The organism is Spirosoma sp. SC4-14 (genome assembly GCF_037201965.1).
Classification (GTDB): domain Bacteria; phylum Bacteroidota; class Bacteroidia; order Cytophagales; family Spirosomataceae; genus Spirosoma.
The window spans coordinates 814785-834572 of the sequence record NZ_CP147518.1 but is presented as its reverse complement, the minus strand read 5'-3'; the positions used below and the strand labels follow the sequence as shown (position 1 = coordinate 834572).

Annotated in this window: 16 protein-coding genes; 9 read left to right on the top strand and 7 right to left on the bottom strand. The window is 49.3% G+C overall.

Translation table 11 applies throughout. The features are described 5' to 3' along the window. Window positions 1–9: 9 nt before the first annotated feature. The 3 genes from WBJ53_RS03530 to WBJ53_RS03520 all read right to left on the bottom strand — a co-directional run bounded on the left by WBJ53_RS03530 (window position 10) and on the right by WBJ53_RS03520 (window position 4893). A complete protein-coding gene (locus WBJ53_RS03530; RefSeq protein ID WP_338874670.1) occupies window positions 10–2718 on the bottom strand; it encodes a carboxypeptidase-like regulatory domain-containing protein in 2709 nt (902 codons plus the stop codon). Between the two features lie 169 nt (window positions 2719–2887). Continuing rightward, the gene (locus WBJ53_RS03525) at window positions 2888–3910 is read right to left on the bottom strand and encodes a hypothetical protein (RefSeq protein WP_338874669.1); all 1023 of its coding nucleotides are present in this window, start codon (window positions 3908–3910) and stop codon (window positions 2888–2890) included. A gap of 50 nt (window positions 3911–3960) precedes the next feature. After that, complete coding sequence (locus tag WBJ53_RS03520; protein ID WP_338874668.1) at window positions 3961–4893, bottom strand: AraC family transcriptional regulator; 933 nt, start codon at window positions 4891–4893, stop codon at window positions 3961–3963. A gap of 376 nt (window positions 4894–5269) precedes the next feature. On the opposite strand from WBJ53_RS03520, the gene WBJ53_RS03515 reads away from it, so the two are divergent. From WBJ53_RS03515 to WBJ53_RS03495, 5 genes are all read left to right on the top strand, one after another. Next, window positions 5270–6796 (top strand): aldehyde dehydrogenase family protein, encoded by a 1527-nt coding sequence (locus tag WBJ53_RS03515; protein WP_338874667.1) that lies wholly within the window; start codon window positions 5270–5272, stop codon window positions 6794–6796. A 73-nt stretch (window positions 6797–6869) separates the two neighbouring features. Continuing rightward, window positions 6870–7238: a DUF779 domain-containing protein gene (locus WBJ53_RS03510; protein WP_338874666.1), complete on the top strand. Its 369-nt coding sequence runs from the start codon at window positions 6870–6872 to the stop codon at window positions 7236–7238. A gap of 209 nt (window positions 7239–7447) precedes the next feature. Beyond that, the gene (locus WBJ53_RS03505; protein WP_338874665.1) at window positions 7448–7780 is read left to right on the top strand and encodes a hypothetical protein; all 333 of its coding nucleotides are present in this window, start codon (window positions 7448–7450) and stop codon (window positions 7778–7780) included. An 87-nt stretch (window positions 7781–7867) separates the two neighbouring features. Further along, complete coding sequence (locus WBJ53_RS03500) at window positions 7868–8686, top strand: universal stress protein (protein ID WP_338874664.1); 819 nt, start codon at window positions 7868–7870, stop codon at window positions 8684–8686. Between the two features lie 34 nt (window positions 8687–8720). After that, window positions 8721–9551, top strand: a complete 831-nt coding sequence (locus tag WBJ53_RS03495; RefSeq protein WP_338874663.1) for a type II CAAX endopeptidase family protein — start codon at window positions 8721–8723, stop codon at window positions 9549–9551. A gap of 25 nt (window positions 9552–9576) precedes the next feature. Here WBJ53_RS03495 and WBJ53_RS03490 read toward each other — a convergent pair whose 3' ends face one another. Then, window positions 9577–10047: a pyridoxamine 5'-phosphate oxidase family protein gene (locus tag WBJ53_RS03490; protein ID WP_338874662.1), complete on the bottom strand. Its 471-nt coding sequence runs from the start codon at window positions 10045–10047 to the stop codon at window positions 9577–9579. Window positions 10048–10072: 25 nt separating this feature from the next. Next, window positions 10073–11437, bottom strand: coding sequence for an oxygen-independent coproporphyrinogen III oxidase (hemN, locus tag WBJ53_RS03485; RefSeq protein WP_338874661.1), 1365 nt, complete (start codon window positions 11435–11437; stop codon window positions 10073–10075). Between the two features lie 199 nt (window positions 11438–11636). On the opposite strand from hemN, the gene WBJ53_RS03480 reads away from it, so the two are divergent. From WBJ53_RS03480 to WBJ53_RS03465, 4 genes are all read left to right on the top strand, one after another. Continuing rightward, entirely contained in the window at window positions 11637–14087 is a 2451-nt protein-coding gene (locus WBJ53_RS03480) for a heavy metal translocating P-type ATPase metal-binding domain-containing protein (protein ID WP_338874660.1), read from the top strand. Between the two features lie 33 nt (window positions 14088–14120). Continuing rightward, window positions 14121–14945: a hypothetical protein gene (locus WBJ53_RS03475; protein ID WP_338874659.1), complete on the top strand. Its 825-nt coding sequence runs from the start codon at window positions 14121–14123 to the stop codon at window positions 14943–14945. A gap of 235 nt (window positions 14946–15180) precedes the next feature. Continuing rightward, window positions 15181–17271, top strand: coding sequence for a catalase (locus WBJ53_RS03470; RefSeq protein WP_338877148.1), 2091 nt, complete (start codon window positions 15181–15183; stop codon window positions 17269–17271). 100 nt (window positions 17272–17371) lie between these two features. Beyond that, window positions 17372–18544 (top strand): MFS transporter, encoded by a 1173-nt coding sequence (locus tag WBJ53_RS03465; RefSeq protein ID WP_338874658.1) that lies wholly within the window; start codon window positions 17372–17374, stop codon window positions 18542–18544. Between the two features lie 7 nt (window positions 18545–18551). Here the strand turns inward: WBJ53_RS03465 and WBJ53_RS03460 are convergent, their stop codons facing one another. Together WBJ53_RS03460 and WBJ53_RS03455 are read right to left on the bottom strand one after the other, a co-directional pair. Continuing rightward, entirely contained in the window at window positions 18552–19301 is a 750-nt protein-coding gene (locus tag WBJ53_RS03460; protein WP_338874657.1) for an acyl-CoA desaturase, read from the bottom strand. Between the two features lie 38 nt (window positions 19302–19339). Further along, window positions 19340–19759: a hypothetical protein gene (locus WBJ53_RS03455; RefSeq protein WP_338874656.1), complete on the bottom strand. Its 420-nt coding sequence runs from the start codon at window positions 19757–19759 to the stop codon at window positions 19340–19342. Between the last annotated feature and the right edge of the window lie 29 nt (window positions 19760–19788).

Here is a 19788-nt window from a genome sequence, read left to right as displayed (position 1 = left end):
TCACCAGACTCAGGGGTTTACGGTAAAAACAGCTTCGGCACGAACGGTATTGCCACTGCTGGTAATACCCTCAACAACAACCCGATAGCTACCAGACACATCGCCCGTAAAAAACGAAAGGTTAGTTGCACCTTGTTCCGAGCTAACCGCAACGCGCGGATTCCAGTAGAGCGTTGAGCGGTAGTCGCTCATGGCTGCATTTTCAACGGGCCTCGTATAGTCGGGCGATTGAAAAGTTATTTCCTGATCAAACCCACGTGCTTTTACAAATGATACTGGTTTCGAACTGGCTTCGGCAGGGCGTTTGGTATAGACATTGATCAATCCATTCGACCCATTGGCTCCCTGATTAGAGGTGATCATTCCATTGACTTCAATATGATCGATCATGGACGGCGATAACTGCATTAACCGATCGCCCGTGCTTTCGCCCACAACCAGTACGTTGTTGATATACAGACTAGGTTCATGTGAGGAGAGATTCGACTGGCCCGACAGGTTACTCCCCGTAGGAACACTCGCCCGGCCCCAGATCAGGAACCAGTTTGTTTGATCATAAATTAGTTTAAACGTTGGAAGTTTAGCTGCTATGGCATCGGCCATGCTAGCATATCCCTCCAGATTTTCCCCTTTCAGATATACATCGGGCGTACCATAGGCACTCTCGCTCCGAACTAATTTTCGGGCCGATACGCTAACAGTCTGCAATAGCTTTGCCTGAAGTGTATCGCCACTATAGACAGGATGGAGCGTATTCGCAGAAACAATACGCATAGGAAACTCGGGCAGTTTATCGGGCAAAAGAGGAGCAACTCTATCGCTCAGAATCACACTCCCTTCTGGCTGAATAACAAATTTTGTACTATCGTAAAAGACCAGATTCGGCAGCGAAAATTCGCCATTGTTCAACGTATTAATGGAATAAAACTGATCGAAATGTTCGGGAATGAGCATTAGGACTGTTTTTTTCGTTCTGCCTTTTTTGTCTTTATAAAGTCCCGATATACTTACCCCTTTTTCAATGGCATACCTGAAAGGCAGATCGCCGGGCGGTTCAGGCAGGTCGAAACTGGTTTTTATGGATGTTGGCCCCACTATCGGCACCGCAACGGCTTCATCGAACACGGCAACCGAAAAACTACCATTTATACGCTCTGTTAGTCCTGTGGTGTCGAAGCGAAGGGTCATGCTGACTTTATCTCGTTTTTTATACCCAGCCCGGTCAACCCCAACAGTCAGGAGGCTATCGGCCACCGGTTTAGGAGCAACCGCATCAACCTGCTCATTCAGCGCCAGAATCGTAATGGGTTTGTAGAAAAAATTGGCTATCCCATAATTTCTCATCCACTGTGTATAGGCCCTCAGCACATACTTTCCGGGTTTTATGGGTACAGGCAAGCGGAATGCACTGGCCGCCCGCCCACTGTTGATTTTCAGGACGCACTGCTGAGCAAGCTGCCTTTCCGAATCGATCAGATCAACATACAGCACCTTGCTTAAGGTATCTCTCAAACCCGGAATTCGGTAGTTCATAAATGCACTAAACCATAACTTATCGCCCGGATAATAGTAAGGTTTGTCGGTATGCAGATAGGCTTTTTCCTGAAGCCGTCGAACCAGAAAGTTGGTTGGGGCTTTTGTTACAACAGGGTTACCTGGCTGATAATTGAGCGGTAACATCCCCGACACGCGCGCATCGGCCATACTACCCGACACTGCCACATCGGTCGGATTCAGCATCGTACCCTCCTTATTTACCACCACATACCCCCCTCTAACGTCAAGCCAGCTAACGGGGTGGCTGATGTCTTTATAAAACCCTCTGTTCGTGAAGTCGTTGAGATAATGGATTTCCAGCCGATCTTTTATAGAAAGCCGATATTCGTTCAGGCCAGCCGCCGAAACAGCCAGCGAAGAGGTATCATAAGGTACCAGGTTATATTCAAGCTCGGCACTAAAGTTATTACTGCGCCCCCGCCCTTTCGTCTTATCGCCATAGAGCAAAAAGCCCTGTTGTTTCAGCCGTCGGTCGAGTATAGCTTTCATCAGGTGTTTTACTGAACCGTGGTAAGCGCGTTCTCTATTTTTAGTCCAGGCAGCGGCCTGCGAGGTACCTGAAGCATCAAGCTCTGTAAACCGAACATTACCAACAATGGCAAATGTTGTTGACGAATAGGCAAATTTCTTTAACTGAAAATAGAGCTTATAGCCCAGTTGCTTATTCTCAATCTCTAAAAGAACAAGGGCAGTGGCCGTAGTCTGTCCGTTTCCGCTACCAAAGTCGATAATCCAGGGATTAATGATCTTACAAGTAGCGGTGTTTCCCAGAAAAACCTTCTCAAATCGTTTAAACTGCCGCTCCCAGTCTTTGTCACGGTTCGATTTTACACCCACTTCCACTAGCTGCTGTGCATCAGGATTGAGTCGGATCGCTACTGGCGTATTTCCGGTTTCACGAACCATCACCTTCAGTTGTTGGGAAACATACCCAATAAATGAAACCACAATGTCGGCCGAACCCAGCGGTAGATGCTGCAACAAAAATTCGCCATTGGCATTTGTTGTAGCTCCAATGGTCGTATTGTTGAGGTAGACATTGGCGAATGGCAACGGTTGCTGAGTACTACTATCAATTACTCGTCCTGACAATTTTCCGGTTTGTGCGTATAAACCAGAACAAGCGGTAACCCAGAGAAGAAGCGTAATACAATAGTTCATACGGTCAGAAGGTCGATACGAATATACTCCATAATGCCACATTCTGAGTGCCTTATCCCAGGCTTATTTGTTACGACATTTCAACAGCTACCCGTTCGTTCTTGTGTTTAGCAATGAGTCATACGTTCACAGGTGGGTATTTCTTACCGTTGGTTCTTCTGAAGCCGGATCAATGAACTGAAACAATTTCCAGACTTTTCCAGACCAGATCGCCCATTGTCTGGCACCGCATAAAGTCTGGATTGCGATACTGTCGGGCCAGTGCCAACCGAAGACTTTCGACATTGGCTACCGGTGCAATCTGATCGCCACGCATGGCTTCCATCAGATCGCGGATACGAATATTTTCGACCCGAATCCGACTCGCAATCAGGGCTCGCTCTTCAATCTGATACTGCCGAACGCTCTCGGGGGTCATATACCGAACACCAAGGTCGATAATCGGGCGATTTTGTTTATAATATTGCGGCATGTAGACCGACCGGCGCCCTTCATACGATTGCTGATCGAAATCAATAGCCCGAATCCGGTAATATACCTCATCGAAGTCGGGGGTAACATCGACCACAAAATTGCTGGAATGCATATCGCCCAGTAGACGAACAAAACATCGCTCATTGAATTTAATGAACTCCTTACAGAGTCGAATGGGGTTAAGGTCGGGGTCGGTCAGTTGATTTTCAAAGAACATATCGCCCGGAATTCCGGCAATGTGTTCTTCAACCAGGGTTTGGCCCGTAGTCAGGTAATTGATGCGATTGGGTGATAAGATATGCTCCAGTTCGAGGCCATAAATCCGCGAGGCATCGGCCCGCTTGATGTAAAAATAGTCGAAGTTATCATTGACAATGTTGCGTATGCGCACCCGAAACGGCTTTGTATTTCCATACATACACAAATCGACCCGATCGACCGTCAGGTGATTGGTGATCGACAGGTCGCCATTGGCTTTCAGTTGCGCATAGATCGACTTCAGCGAACGCTGCATTTCTTCGGCTTCAGCTCCTGCATAGAAAGTTGTTTCCCAGAGCGTGTCGCGCCCACGTTTGTCGAAAAGCGTAATGGCATTGGTATACCGAAGCAGATCTTCGTATTGGGTAGGCAGCAACAAATCCCGGTCATACTGAATCAGGTATGATCGTAGCCGATCCTGAATCGGATAAACTAGCTTTTTTCTGGATATAACGGGCATAAGTAGCGAACCGCGAAGCAAGTCAGCAAGATCGCTGTTTTCGGCAAAAGTTAGGCAGGAAATCCTTGTTTGCGGTATTGAGCTGGCGAAATGCCCGTTTCCCGACGGAACAGCTTCATGAAATAAGTCAGATTATTAAACCCACATTCGATACTGATATCGGCTAGCCCCCGGCTTGTTGTCCGCAGGAGTTTCGACGCCAGCGAAATCCGTTGCTGATTGATATATTCGACCGGTGTCATACCAAATGTATGCTTAAATGTCCGATAGAAATTGGGTTCACTCATGCAGGCTTCGTCGGCCAGTTCTTTAATTTGCAGGCTTCGGTTCAGATGCCTGTTAATATACTGAGCAACGTGTGCTAACCGGTTCACATTGACGAACGTTGTTTCTGGGCTCAAGAGTAAGGTTCGGGCTTGGGTTTGCATTAATCGAACGACCAACTCCTGTAAGACAAGGTTGGCAAATACTTCTTTGGCCTGGTTGTTTTCCGTAAAAATGTAGATCAGGCGCGATATGAGTTGATGAATGGGCTCGTCGTTGGTCAGAAAAAAATTGTGCTGCCCAAACTGCCAGCCCTGTGCATTATCGATCAGTGGAGTCCGGTCGTTCAATAAGTCGGTTACCTGCCGCACCTTATCGGGCGCAATAGCCAGGGCCAGACATTGAGTAGGATTCTGGCTTTGCGCTTCAGGAAAATCGATACACATGGTTTCCTGGCCCGGTACAATAACCGACTCGCCCGGCAAAAAGTCGAATGAAGGTGTTCCAGGCAGGTGCATGATTTTTTTACCCCGAATCATGCTGGCCAGCACAGGGCTGGCAAATGTCAGTTCTACTTTTTCGGCAACGTGCTGTGTTTCATAGATATTTAATTCGGCGGTGTCGATCGTGTAAGCCGTTCGGTTTTCTACTTCCTGTTCCAAACGTCGGGACTGTAAATGCCTTGAGATGTCAAGTGAGGCCGTCTGTACACGTTTCATAGCAAATGGTCAGTTAAGCCGTGCCAGGTGATTAAAAGTTAAAAGCAGGCTGTAAAGTAATCAAATTTAACTAGTTGCGTATTGATAATGTTATAAATTTTATTGCTATTTCAAAAGTATCACCGTTCGCAGCCGGGATGTATAGAAGCTGTTTGAAGGCAGGGTGTTTTATGCAAAAAGAGACTGTCTCTTTTCTTTCTCCGGCGTGTTTGCATTGATTGACCGCAAAAATGATTCACACAAAAACCCGCTTTATTTCCCGATCGGGTATCGAAAAGTTGATAGGATAGTGCAAGCAGACGATAGGTTTGATGAACTACTGTTTGAATAATTCGCACAAACTTTGTAACAAATCCAATTTAACTGTTCTGCATTTATGGAAGTTCTGGAAGCCCCTAACAAAATTTTACCCCGTCCCCAGTTTAAAACGCAATATGAAAACTACATTGGCGGGAAATGGGTAGCCCCGGTAGATGGCGAATATTTCAACAATACGTCGCCTGTCGACGACAGTCTGATTGCCCGTGTGCCCCGCTCAAAAGCTGCCGATATTGAACTGGCGCTCGACGCAGCCCATAAGGCCTTCTCAACCTGGTCGAAAACGTCGGCTACCGAACGGAGTAATATTCTTCTGAAAATTGCGGATCGAATTGAGCAGAATCTGGAGTTTCTGGCCCGTGTTGAAACCGTTGAAAATGGCAAGGCCGTTCGTGAAACAATGGCTGCCGACCTACCGCTCTGTGTCGATCATTTCCGCTATTTTGCGGGCGTAATTCGCGCCGAAGAAGGCTCAGTAGCCGAACTCGATGCCACCACCGTATCGATGATCATTAAGGAGCCCATCGGCGTTGTAGGTCAGATTATTCCCTGGAATTTCCCGCTGCTAATGGCAACCTGGAAACTGGCTCCCGCGCTGGCAGCAGGCTGTTGCGTAGTAATGAAACCCGCCGAGCAAACGCCAACCAGTATTTTGGTGATGATGGAACTGCTCGAAGGCTTAATTCCACCGGGTGTCATAAACATTGTGAACGGATTTGGGCCAGAGGCCGGAAAACCGCTGGCTCAATCGAAACGGATTGCGAAAGTGGCCTTCACGGGCGAAACCACAACCGGGCGTCTGATTATGCAGTATGCGTCGGAAAACCTCATTCCCGTAACGATGGAACTGGGCGGCAAATCGCCAAACATTTTTATGGAGTCGGTTGCCGATGCCGATGATGAATTTTTCGACAAGTGTGTCGAAGGTGCCGTTATGTTTGCCCTGAACCAGGGTGAAGTTTGTACCTGTCCATCGCGAATGCTGGTTCATGAACGTGTCTACGATCGGTTTATGGAGCGCGTTATTCAACGCACCGAAGCCATCAAACTAGGCCACCCACTCGATCCGGAAACGATGATGGGAGCCCAGGCCAGCAATGATCAATACGAGAAAATTCTGTCGTATATCGACATTGGCAAGCAGGAAGGTGCCGAAGTGCTAACGGGTGGCGAACCGGCAGGTCTGGTTGGCAATGGCCTCGAATCGGGCTACTACATTAAGCCAACGATCTTTAAAGGCAACAATAAAATGCGGGTTTTCCAGGAAGAAATTTTCGGACCGGTGGTATCGGTAACGACGTTCAAAGACGGCAACGAAGCCCTGGAAATTGCCAACGACACGCTCTATGGCCTGGGTGCGGGTTTCTGGTCACGCGATGCGCATGAGCTGTATCAGATTCCTCGCCAGATTCAGGCAGGGCGCGTCTGGGTGAACTGCTACCATCAGTATCCGGCTCACGCACCATTTGGTGGCTACAAGAAGTCGGGCTTTGGTCGCGAAAATCACCACATGATGCTCAACCACTATCGCCAGACCAAAAACCTGCTCATTTCCTATAGCAAAAATAAACTTGGGTTCTTTTAAGTAATGAGCGAAAGAGTGAATAAGCGAAGTTGCTCCGCTTACTCACTCTTTCGCTCTTTCTCATTTTCGCCCCATGAATCGCATCGACGTTACTCCCGCTGCAGCAGCGGTCATTAACAAACTCCGGACTCAACACGGCCCGCTTATGTTTCACCAAAGCGGAGGTTGTTGCGACGGTTCGTCACCGATGTGCTATGCCGAAGGTGAATTCATCGTGGGCTCTTCCGACGTATGGTTGGGTCAGATTGAAGGCTGCGATTTCTGGATGTCGGGCGATCAGTTCGAATACTGGAAGCATACACACCTGACGGTTGATGTCACACCCGGACGCGGTGCCAGTTTTTCGCTCGAAATTCCGCTGGGCGTTCGTTTTCTGATTCGATCACGGCTGTTTAGCGACAACGAACTGGAACATCTGACCCCGGTTCGGGTAGGTTCGTAATGCCAAAACAAACAATAAAGGTGTAGCTGTTTAGTTAATTTCAATTGTAGCCCTTGCTAAACGACAGATAATCCATCTGACCGTAAGGCAAGGGTTATTTGCGTTTTCACCTCCGCGCTAACAACAATCAGTTTTCCACCTAACCATTGTCATGTGCCAGCAGCGGCAACGATTGTTGTTTTGTGCTATCAATTAAATGCACAACAACAATGGCTACCCTCACACATCAGACAACAGCATATACAGATTCGCATTCGACCGGTTGGCTGAGCGTTTATAAAAATTTTGTAGAAAAAGCGGAGTTTAATCGCATTGGCTGGGCCATCACCGCACTGGCTATTCAGGGATGCATTTTGTCGCCAGTGCTATTGCTGACAATGGAATATTTCCGTGGTGGCGACTGGCAGTTTCTGGTTAGCATGTTTGGCTTTCTGTCGATACTGGTTCCGGTTTTATCGGCTATGCCGGTGAAGTATATCTTCCCAGCCTTTGCCCTCAGTGCCGTTATTCATCTGCTGATTATTCTTATCAATATCCTTTAGTTTTCTGTTCTCCGACAAGGACTTGTTAGTCCACCGTAATCGTTAAAATCACTATCGGGAACCGAAAACGCAGCCTGCTCAATTGCCATGAAAACGATTATTCTTGCCACCGATTTTTCGCACAATGCCAATCTGGTTGCCCGGTTTGCGGCTCAACTGGCCCGCACCTGGAAAGCGGAGTTAGTGCTGTTGAATACCTATCATTTCTGGCCTGACAATCCGGCCAAAACGGGCAATTTTCCGTTGAGTGCTGAAGCAATGGGCGACGATAGCCGAAAAGAGCTTAAACACCTGGCTCATGCATTGAGTGAAGACGGCTATTCGGACGTGCCGATCCGGTATATTGCCAAAGAAGGACACACCAAAGAAGCAATTACGGCGGTTGCCAAAGCCGAACAAGCAAGTCTGCTCATCATGTCGACAGTGGGTTCGGCACCACAAAGTGCTCAGTTAATGGGCAGTACAGCAACAGATATGGTTACTGAAACCACCGTACCTCTGCTGCTGGTGCCACCCGCCATTAAATATGCCAGTGTTAAAAATCTGGTTCTGGGAATCAATCTCGAAACACCCCCCAATGCCATTGCCCTGGATACAGCGCTACGCTTTGCCCACGACTTCCAGAGCGTTGTCAATATTCTATGCATCAACGATAACCCCAGCGACCCAACCGTACAGCACCGGGCCGAACACATCCGCCGAATGATGACGGATGTGCCACATACCATAACCATTGTGGCTGGTCGGGAAATTTATGATACAATGCTAACATTCGCGCACGACAATAAAGCCGATCTGCTCATTATGTTCCCACAGGAGCATTACTGGTTTGAGCAATTATTTGCCGAGGGCGAAACCCAGCGAATGGCTCGCCTGACCGATATTCCACTACTGGCAGTCGTATAGATCGTACCCCACCGAATCCTGTTTCGTAACTATAATGTCCACATCTAAAGTGCCTGTTTGGCGGCTAGCCCGATTTTTCGGGCTAGCTTATTTTATATCGTGGCTGGCCTGGTCGCCTTATTACCTGCCCCTGAACACGCCCCCGTCATGGCTACCTTATGGGCATCTGCTGGGCAGTCTGGGCCCCATGCTGGCATCACTGATTTTGCTGTATCACGAACGGGGCTTCGCCGGTATCCGAGCACTGGCGGGGGGCCAACGGCCAGGATGGCCATCCCTTAAGTGGTTACTGATTGGCGCAGGCGCTCCTATTTTACTTCTACTGATTCTGATAGGAATCGGCCTTCCATCTCACCCAAAAGCGCCAAACTGGCAAGGTCTGTTTTTAGGTCAGGAGTTCAAATTTCTATCTCCTGTTGCGTATGTACTGGTCAACTTTTTTTTCTTCGGTATGGGTGAAGAAATCGGTTGGCGCGGGTTTGCCCTACCACGGCTCCAAACCCGTTTTTCGGCATTTACGGCCAATCTGGTTCTGACAGGCTTCTGGGCTCTCTGGCACTGGCCACTTTTTCTGAACCCTCTGGGCGGTTATATCCATATGGACATTGGCGGCATAGTGGGCTGGCTATTCAGTCTCATTACGGGCGGTATTTTGTTTACGTGGCTGTTTAATTCTTCACGGGGAAATGTGCTGGCCTGCGCTTTGTTCCATAGTATGATGGACGTGGTATTTATGGCCGATCTGAATCTGCCCCACATCAGCACGTATGCGGGTATTCTGGTAACCTTATGGGGCGCGTCGGTATGGCTGATTTACGGCCGGGTTACATTATCGCACTCACCGAAAGTAACAAGCAATTACTAGTTGCTACGCAAAAAAGCAGTCCGTCTTACCCCAACCGATCAACGGCCTGTTCCAACTGAATTGAGCGACCCGATTTTTCGGTAATACGAATTCGGTAAACAACCGTTGCGGGCGGCTCGTGTGCTGAATCTGGCTGTCCAATTTCGGAAGCCGGTATAGGCATTTCGTTCGGAAAGAGAGGAGCCAGTCGTTGTCCCAGTCGTTGCAGAACCCAGGTTCGTTCGTCGCCGGTTAGTTCTTCAAACTGTCCATGAACAAGCACACTCTGCCAGAATGTGGGCGATACGACCTCATCGACCTCAAGGCAAACATTCGGATTTTGCCGCATAAGCCGGGTTTTTGTACCCTCACGCGTATGACCGTAGATGTTATGACCATCGTAAAGGTAAGTTACCGGAACAACCAGTATTTCATTATCGGCTGCACAACCTAGCCGGCCAAACCACTGGTTGTTGAGCATGTAGTCTATCACTTCGTCGCTTAGGTGATGCAGCATAGTTGTACAATTTTCAGAGAAGAACTTATATGGTTTGCGAAAACAGGCGGGTCTGCGGCTGAGCATAATTAAGCCGCTCATCGAATGCCATACATATATTGCGCAGGAAAGGGCGGCCTTCCGGGCGCACCCATAAACCTTCGGCATCAAAATCCAGCAAGCCGTCGAGCCAGAACGATTCCAGTCGCGCACTCAGCATTTCCCATTCAGACTTCGACCAGCTACTCAAATGCCATTGGGTTTTTCCCTGACACATAATATTGAGAATCTGTCGACGCAGAAACTGATCCTGATCATCCAGAACATGGCCACGCAACAACGGCAACTCGCCCGCCAGGACCCGACTCATATAAACATCCAGCTCTTTTTCATTTTGGGCAAAGGCAGTCCAGACATCGCCAATAGACGATGCTCCCAAGCCGATCAGCACCTGTGTTTGCGTAGTAGTATAGCCCATGAAATTGCGATGCAATGTGCCATTTTCGAGCGCGCTGTATAACGAATCGTGCGGAAGCGCAAAGTGGTCCATACCTATCTCTACGTAGCCCGCCTGTTCGAGCAAATCCCGCCCGGTTTGGTACAGAAGCCGTTTCTGGTCGGGAGTCGGCAAATCGCTCTCCCGAAACCCCCGCTGCCCATTGATTCCTTCAATCCAGGGAACATGAGCGTATGAATAAAAAGCAATACGATCAGGATGAAGCGTCAGGGTTTTAAAGATTGTATCGACAATGGAATCAGTGGTTTGGAAGGGAAGTCCAAAAACCAGATCGTGGCTGATGGATGTATAGCCGATCTGGCGAGCCCATTCGGTCACCTTCCGTACATTCTCAAACGGCTGAATCCGATGAATGGCCTGCTGCACAACGGGGTCATAATCCTGTACGCCAAAACTCACCCGCCGAAACCCAAAATCATAGAGAGTCTCCAGGTGCTCGCAGGTTGTGTTATTCGGATGCCCCTCCCAGCCATAATCGGGCGATTCGGAGGGCGTGGCTCTGCTAAACAGTCCGTTCAACAGTCGCCTAAGCTGTTCAGGAGAAAAAAAACTTGGCGTTCCTCCTCCCAAATGCAGTTCGGCAATGCGTGGCATTTCGGGCAACAAATCACAATACAGGCCCCACTCAGCCAGCAACGCGTCGATATAGGGCGATTCGACGCCATGATTTCGCGTAATGCGTTTATTACAGCCACAAAACGTGCAAAGGCTGTCGCAATAGGGCAGGTGGATATATAGGCTAATACCCGATGTATGGTTGCTGACGGAAAAGGCCCGGCGCAGGCTGCGAACCCAGGCCGTTTCACTAAATGTGCTATTGTCCCAGAATGGCACCGTCGGATAACTCGTGTACCGTGGCCCAGGAACGTTGTATTTCTGAATTAATGTGTTCATGGTTAATGCGGGGTTGCTTCGCGCAGGGTACTTCGCGCAGGGCAATAGCGGGGTTGCTTCGCACAAAGTACCTCCGCTTTTCGCAAGCAAAAATGAACGGATAATCAAGCACACACACTGAGTGGTATCAGCGGAAAGACTGACGATTGTCAGGGTTTTGAGAATCAGGCCTTGCCAACTTGCCACAAATTTTTGAGGTATGAGCACGGCAACGATTTCGAACATTCAATGCTATCACTGCGGCAATGATTGCACCGACCACGATATTCTCTACGAAGACAAACATTTCTGCTGCGAAGGCTGTAAAACCGTTTACACTATTCTGAGTCAAAACCAGCTTTGTCACTATTATTCGATTGATCAAAATCAGGATAAGCTCCGGCCCGGCAATACCATTAAAACCAGTGAAACCGCTCCCACTGGCTCCGACAGCGCACGACTGGCTTTTCTGGATCATCCCGACATTATTGCGCAACTGCTGGAGTTTTCCAGCGACTCGGTTGCCAAAGTCACCTTCTATGTTCCTACCATTCACTGTAGTTCGTGCCTGTGGTTGCTCGAACACCTATATCGAATCAATTCGGGCATTCAACAATCGCGGGTCGATTTCCTGAAAAAGCAGGTACATATCAGCTATCAACCCGATAAACTCAGCCTTCGTCAGGTTGTTGAATTGCTTGGCTCAATTGGCTACGAGCCATTGATTAGCCTGAACGACGTTGTCAAAGAACAACAGAAGCCATCCTACCGCCCCTTGCTGTATCGGCTGGCCGTAGCGGGTTTCTGTACGGGCAACATCATGCTATTTAGCTTCCCCGAATACCTTGGTCTCGATGATCCCGCACTTAAACACGTCTTTGGTATTCTCAACTTTCTGCTGGCTATTCCGGTCGTTTTCTATTCGGCATCGGGCTATTTCGAATCGGTCTGGACAAGTCTACGGAAAGGCATTATCAATATTGATTTCCCTATTCTATTAGGCATTCTGGTTGCCTTTTTTCGCGGCACCTACGAAGTGTTCGTTCTGAACGGAGCCGGTTATTTCGATTCGCTGAGCGGGCTGGTCTTCTTCCTCTTATGTGGTAAATGGTTTCAGGAGCGCACCCACGAATTCCTGTCATTCGAACGCGACTACAAGTCTTATTTCCCGCTGGCCGTAACGGTGGTGAAGCGCGGAGAAGCAGCCCCGCACAAAGTAATTCCCGTAGCGCAGCTCCGCAAAGGCGATCATATACGGATTCGAAACCATGAACTGATTCCGGCCGATGGCCTTTTGTATAAAGGGCAGGCTATGGTCGACTATAGTTTTGTAACGGGCGAATCGGAACCGGAAGCCAAAGCCCCGGGAGCCTTGCTCTATGCGGGTGGCAAGCAGATTGGCGAAGCGATTGAAATGGAAGTAGTCCGCGACGTGTCGCAAAGCTACCTGACTCAACTCTGGAATAACGACGCTTTTCGGAAAAGCGACACGTCACGGATGCGAACCTTTGCCGATGTAGTAGGCAAATACTTCACTATTACGGTTGTTATTCTGGCCACACTGATTGCCCTGTATTGGTATGCCCACGACCCATCGCGGGCGCTCAATGCATTTACGGCGGTGCTCATCATTGCCTGCCCCTGTGCGCTGTCGTTGTCGTATCCGTTTGCGCTGGGCAATGGCCTCCGAAAACTCAGCCAGCAGAAACTATACCTCAAAAACGCCGAAGTACTTGAAGAAATGGCGGGCTGCGATGCTATTGTTTTCGATAAAACCGGTACGCTCACCACCAATTTGCAAAATACGGTTCAGGAGTCATTCACAACGTCGCTTACCAACTACGAACGCGCGTTGATTGCATCGCTGGCAAAACAGTCGGCACATCCCCTTAGCCGTAAGCTAACCTCCCATCTGGCTAATGCCCAACCGCTGCCCATCGATGGGTTCACCGAACTACCCGGCCATGGCATACAGGCTCTTGTCGACAACTGGGTTGTTAAACTAGGAACCCGTGCGTTCGTTGACCCAGATGCCAATCCATCAGCCAATCAGCAGGCAATTGCGGGCGCAACAGTTCATGTTTCCATCGAACATCAATATCGCGGCTATTTCCGGTTTGCCAATCTATACCGCCCTCAGCTCGACGCTATCTTAACAGAACTAAAAAGTAAGTATGCGCTCTATCTGCTTTCGGGCGATAACGATACCGCACGGGCCGAACTGGCCCAATGGTTCGATAACGATAAGATGACCTTTGCGTGTCAGCCGCAGCAAAAGCTCGACATAGTTCGCCACCTCCAGGATCGGGGGCAGCGCGTACTGATGGTTGGCGACGGGCTCAACGATGCCGGTGCGCTCAAACAAGCTGATGTAGGCATTGCCATAACGGAAGACACCATCCAGTTTACACCTGCCAGCGACGCTATTCTGGAAGCATCGACCCTACAGCAATTGCCCGCCATGCTTCGCTATAGCCGGTTTGGTATGCGTCTGATTCGGTTCAGCTTTGTGGTTTCGCTGCTATACAACTTCATGGGCCTGACCTATGCCCTAACGGGTCATCTGTCGCCCATTGTAGCTGCTATTCTGATGCCCATCAGCTCGGCAACCATGCTGGCTATTGCCACCATCGGAATGCGGAACTGGAACCGCTGGGCTACCCGTCCCTGATTTTATTCTCCAATTTAAGTCATCATTACATCCATGAAAAAAGTTGCTGATTACCTGATTACACTGGAAGGCCGTCTGGAAAACGGCGAGATTGTTACCGAACTGCCTTACGAAGAAGTGATGCAACTGGTCAACGAACCTAATGTAGTTATTGTCAAAAACATTTTTCCCGCCGACCTGCTGAAACGGGTTATCAACGAAACACTTAACTGGTCGAACCAGGAACCATTGCGTCAGGAACCTGACGATTTTATCTCGAATGCCCACAAGCATCGACTCCATATCAGCAATATTCAGCAGGCACCACAGCTTTTCCACGATCATACGTTCGATAATATTCCGGCGCTGGAACCCGACTTTCAGCAAACGCTCCTATCGGTATTTACACCGATGACCCGCTTCTGGAATCGGCTCACGGGCAATGCGGTTCCGCTGGGTATCCGGGCCAAAGGGAAACCCTATTTCCATCCACAGATTACGCACTATCCGCTAGGCGGCTCTTTCTTCGGGCGGCACTGGCATCCGCTTAACCCGCAGCAGGTTGGCGTAATTCTGGCACTAAATCAGTATGGGCAGGATTACCATTCGGGAGGCACGGGCTATATTATCAACGACACGATTATAGAAACTGAAGGGCATCAGAATGTGGGCGACATGATTCTGTTCCGCTACGATCTGCCGCACTGGGTTAGCCCGTCGAGCTTTGCCGACCGCTTTAGCTGGGACGATCCGAAAGGCCGCTGGGTGGCCATTATTCCGTTCTACGATCCGTGGGGAACGCCAGCTCCCAGCCAGGAACCACAAGGCTGGAAAACCCAGATTACGGTTACGGAACCACAGCTTACCGAAGCTGAATAAACTTTATTAGCCGCCTTTCAATTCTTTTATCTTTTAGGCCTGGGTTTCCTGGCAGGAAACCCAGGCCTCTTCATGACTAATGGTCAACGAAACGATTCCCACCTAATCACTTTCGCCACTATTTTCTGGCTGACATAAACATTATCTGGCTTCGGATGTAATTCTACTAATCCTACAGAATAAAAACTAACAACAAAGCCAGACGAGTATGAATGACAAAGTGAATGAACTGGACATGAATCGGGAGGATAGTAAAGACCAGTTCTTAACAACCAACCAGGGGCTTCGGGTAAACGACGACCAAAACTCACTAAAGGCCGGAGATCGGGGGCCAACCCTGATGGAAGATTTCATTTTCCGTGAGAAAATTACCCATTTCGACCATGAGCGCATCCCCGAACGAATCGTGCATGCCCGTGGCGCAGGCGCTCACGGTTACTTTCAGGTTTATGAACCACAGGCCGAACTAACCAGAGCCAGCTTCTTGCAGGACCCCAGCGTTAAAACGCCGGTTTTTGTGCGTTTTTCAACCGTAGCAGGCTCACGGGGTTCAACCGATCTGGCGCGCGATGTTCGTGGTTTTGCCGTAAAGTTCTATACAGAAGAAGGCAATTTTGATCTGGTCGGCAACAACATACCGGTTTTCTTTATTCAGGATGCTATCAAATTCCCCGATCTGATCCATGCGGCCAAACCCGAGCCACATAATGAAATTCCACAGGCAGCCACTGCTCACAATACCTTCTGGGACTTTATTTCGCAAACTCCCGAATCAATGCACATGATTATGTGGGCGATGTCGGACCGGGCCATTCCGCGTAGTTATCGGATGATGGAAGGCTTCGGAGTGCATACATTCCGGTTTATCAATGAAGCAGGCAAAGCCCGCTTTGTTAAATTCCACTGGAAACCCCTGATGGGTGTCCACTCGGTAGTTTGGGATGAAGCCCAACTAATTTCGGGCCGCGACCCGGACTTTCATCGCCGTGACCTGTGGGATAGCATCGAAAGCGGAGCTTTTCCTGAATGGGAACTTGGTGTACAGATCGTAAATGAAGAAGACGAGCATACGTTCGACTTTGATTTGCTGGATGCAACAAAAATTATTCCGGAAGAACTGGTTCCGGTCAGGCGAATCGGGAAAATGACCCTCAACCGCAATCCAGACAACTACTTCGCCGAAACCGAGCAGGTTGCATTTCATCTGGGACACGTCGTTCCGGGTATCGATTTCACCAACGATCCACTCCTGCAGGGGCGTTTGTTTTCCTACACCGACACACAGCTAAAGCGACTAGGCGGTCCTAACTTCCATGAGATTCCGATCAATCGGCCAATTGCCCCGGTCCATAACAATCAACGCGACGGGCACATGCGGCAGATGATCAACAAAGGGCAAACAAGCTATAGTCCTAATTCCATAAACGGTAATAGCCCGGCCCAGGCCCGGCAGCAGGAAGGAGGCTTTGCCAGTTATGCCGAACGGATCGATGCGCCCAAAGTTCGTGCCCGAAGCAAAAGCTTTATGGACCACTATAGCCAGGCAAAACTGTTCTGGAATAGTCAGTCGGCTACCGAAAAAACGCATATCGTTAAAGCGCTTCGGTTTGAGCTAGGTAAAGTAGCCATTGAAGCGATTCGGCAGCGAATGCTCATGCATTTGTCGAAAATTGACGCGACACTGGCAAAACTTGTTGGCGAAGGTTTGGGACTGGATGTGCCATCGACAGAGGGCGTTCAATTGAACATGAGTGTTCCGGCCGATGCAAACCCTGCCGATTACCAATCCGGGCCAGTCCAGTTGACCCTTGATCGGTCGGAAGCCTTAAGTATGGCTAACACCATCATGGACTCGATCAAAACCCGGCAGGTAGCCATTCTGGCGGCCGATGGCGTCGATGCGGCTTCGCTGGAAACCATGCAGAAAGCGCTTGCCGCCGAAAAAGCAGTTATTGCTATTGTTGCTCCTCATCTGGGCATGCTCAAAACATCGGGTGGCCAATCGGTTAAAATTGACGCAAGTTTACAAACAGTTGCTTCGGTTTTGTTCGATGCGGTTTATGTTCCGGGAGGAAAACCCAGTGCCGATGCACTTGCTCAGGAGCCCGATGCTATTCGGTTTGTTCATGAAGCATTTATGCATTGCAAGGCCATTGCAGCCACCGGCGAAGGAGAAATACTGTTGAAAGCAGCTTTGCCGCCTGATAGGCTTACCAGCGACGGCATCATCAGCGGCTCCAATGGGGCAGCCGACAAGGTGGCAAAAGACTTTATCAAAGCTATTGCCCAGCACCGGTTCTGGAGTCGGGAAAAATCATTGGTATAAACGCTATCGTTTATTCAGTCTATGTCAGGGATCTGACATAGACTGAATAATAGTACTTTACACCGCCCCCCGAAAAAAGATTGAATACGTATCTTTGGGAATGCTCGCTTCCTCACGTGTCAATCGTCAGTTACCAGTTGTTGTGTTTGCTCAATTTGCCGGAACATCGTTATGGTTTGCCGGAAATGCCATTTTGCCCGAGCTTCAGCCCCTGCTGAAAACCCCCGCCCTGACCAGTTGGATTACGTCGTCGGTTCAGCTTGGCTTCATTACGGGAACACTTTTGTATGCGGTTCTGGCGATTCCAGACCGTTTCCCATCGACCTACGTTTTCCTGACCTCTGTTATTCTAGCCGCTCTAGTGAATCTGCTCTGGTTATTTTTGCCCATTCAGGCTGGCACAATTCTGGCCAGCCGGTTCCTGACGGGCTTCTTTCTGGCAGGAGTGTATCCCGTAGGCATGAAGATTGTAGCCGATCAGTTTAAGCCGATTTTAGGCAAAGCAATGGGACTTTTGGTAGGGGCACTGGTAGTTGGAACAGCCTTTCCGCACCTTATTCGTGGTTTGGGCAGTAGTTTGCCATACCGAACCCTACTGCTATCGGTTAGTTTGCTGGCGATCAGTGGTGGGGTTTTACTGACCATAACGGTGCCGGCCAATCCCGTTCAGAAAAGTCGTAGTCTGTTTCGTTTTCAGGCCTTATTCTCACTTTGGAAACCCTCGGCTTTCCGGCCCGCCATGCTAGGTTATTTTGGCCATATGTGGGAGCTATATACCCTCTGGGCATTCCTGCCCCTGCTCATTAACTACTATAAGCAACAACACCCCGGTGTCGTTTTCCCGACGTCAGTCTGGGCCTTTGGTGCCATTGCTGCCGGAGCCGTCGGATGCATTGGAGGAGGCTATCTGGCCTTACGAATTGGCAGTATGCGGGTAGCCCGTTATTTGTTGGTCATTTCAGGAATTTGTATTGTACTGACTCCGCTACTGATAGCAGCTACCCCTTTTTTGTTTGGGTTCTTTCTGCTGATTTGGGGCGCATCGGCCGCTGGCGATTCGCCCCAGTTTTCGACTGTTGTAGCCAGCCGGGCAACCACCGAAAACCGAGGAAGTATTCTGACTCTTGTTACCTGCTTTGGCTTTCTGCTAACGGTACTGTCGATTCAGTTTATAGCCTGGCTGGTAACCACAACTGGCACTACCGAATGGCTGTTTTATGCACTACTTCCCGGACCAATAGCTGGTCTTTGGGCCATGCATAAAACAGCCTAACGTTCAGCTACATATAGGCTTCATCGCGCCCTACCCTCAGTTTTATTACGTGCAGTGCATTCAGGAGTTTCAATAAGGGGTACGCCGGATCGAACTCGTGCCAGCGGAAGCCCCCAAAGTTGGCCCGCCCACCGTATTTGTGGTGGTTGTTATGATATGACTCGCCCATCATCAGGAAATCGAACGGAAGCAGATTTTTGGCCGTATCGTTCACTTTAAAGTTCGTATAGCCATACCGATGTGCATACCAGTTGATGATCGCTCCATGAACCGGTCCCATCAGAAAATGCACCGGAAGCAGCATAAATAACCAGGGGGATGTGGCAAACTGAATGTAAACTAGCGTATAGATCGTGCCCCAGGCCAGTCGCACCGGCCAACGATCGCCAAAACGCTCCATCCATTCCCAGTTGGGTACCCCCTTTTTGAACTTAGCCGGAATCGAATCCCGGTTGTTCAGGATATCGTTGTAATACAACCGGGTTTTCCACATCATATCGAACAGGTTTTTGGAAAACTCGGGCGAATGCGGGTCCTGCTCAGTGTCGGCATGGGCGTGGTGTAGCCGATGCATGATTCCATACGCACGGGGGCTAAGAAACGATGAGCCTTGCCCAATAAAGGTAAGAACGTAAAAAACTTTTTCCCAGCCCTTGCTCATCGTGAACATCTGATGGGCGGAATAGCGGTGCAAAAAAACCGTCTGCATCAATACCGACAGGTACCAATGCGCAAGAAAGAAGGAGAGAATAATCATTCAGAAACAGGCATTGGGTTATCCAATACCATCAAGTATTAAAGCATATTGAGCGTCACCATCACCGAAAGGAACTGATAGCAACCGGCTTTGACCCGGCTGAACTCATCCGCCAGTGCCCGTAAATGTGAGTCGACGAGTGTATATAACCCAAAGCGAGGCTCCCTGCACACCTGTTGATCGGATGGCATACAAACCCGATTTTCACAAACCATATCGAGTCGTAATCGCTGAAAACGGCTCTTCACCTGATTCAGCGTACCATAATAGTCGATAGCACGCAGGCGTAAATTCTGATAGGTAGGGTGTTCGAGCAGATCGGCTAAGAGTGCCAGGAGATTATCAATTTCCTGTTCATACTGGACAATCGCAGTGGTCCATACCTGATTTTGACTTCGGCAGGCCTGAATCAGAGAGGACTCTTCTCCCTGGGGCGGGTTGGTCAGTGTGTCGGTCATGACGTAGATAAAAATAAACTTCTGGCAGT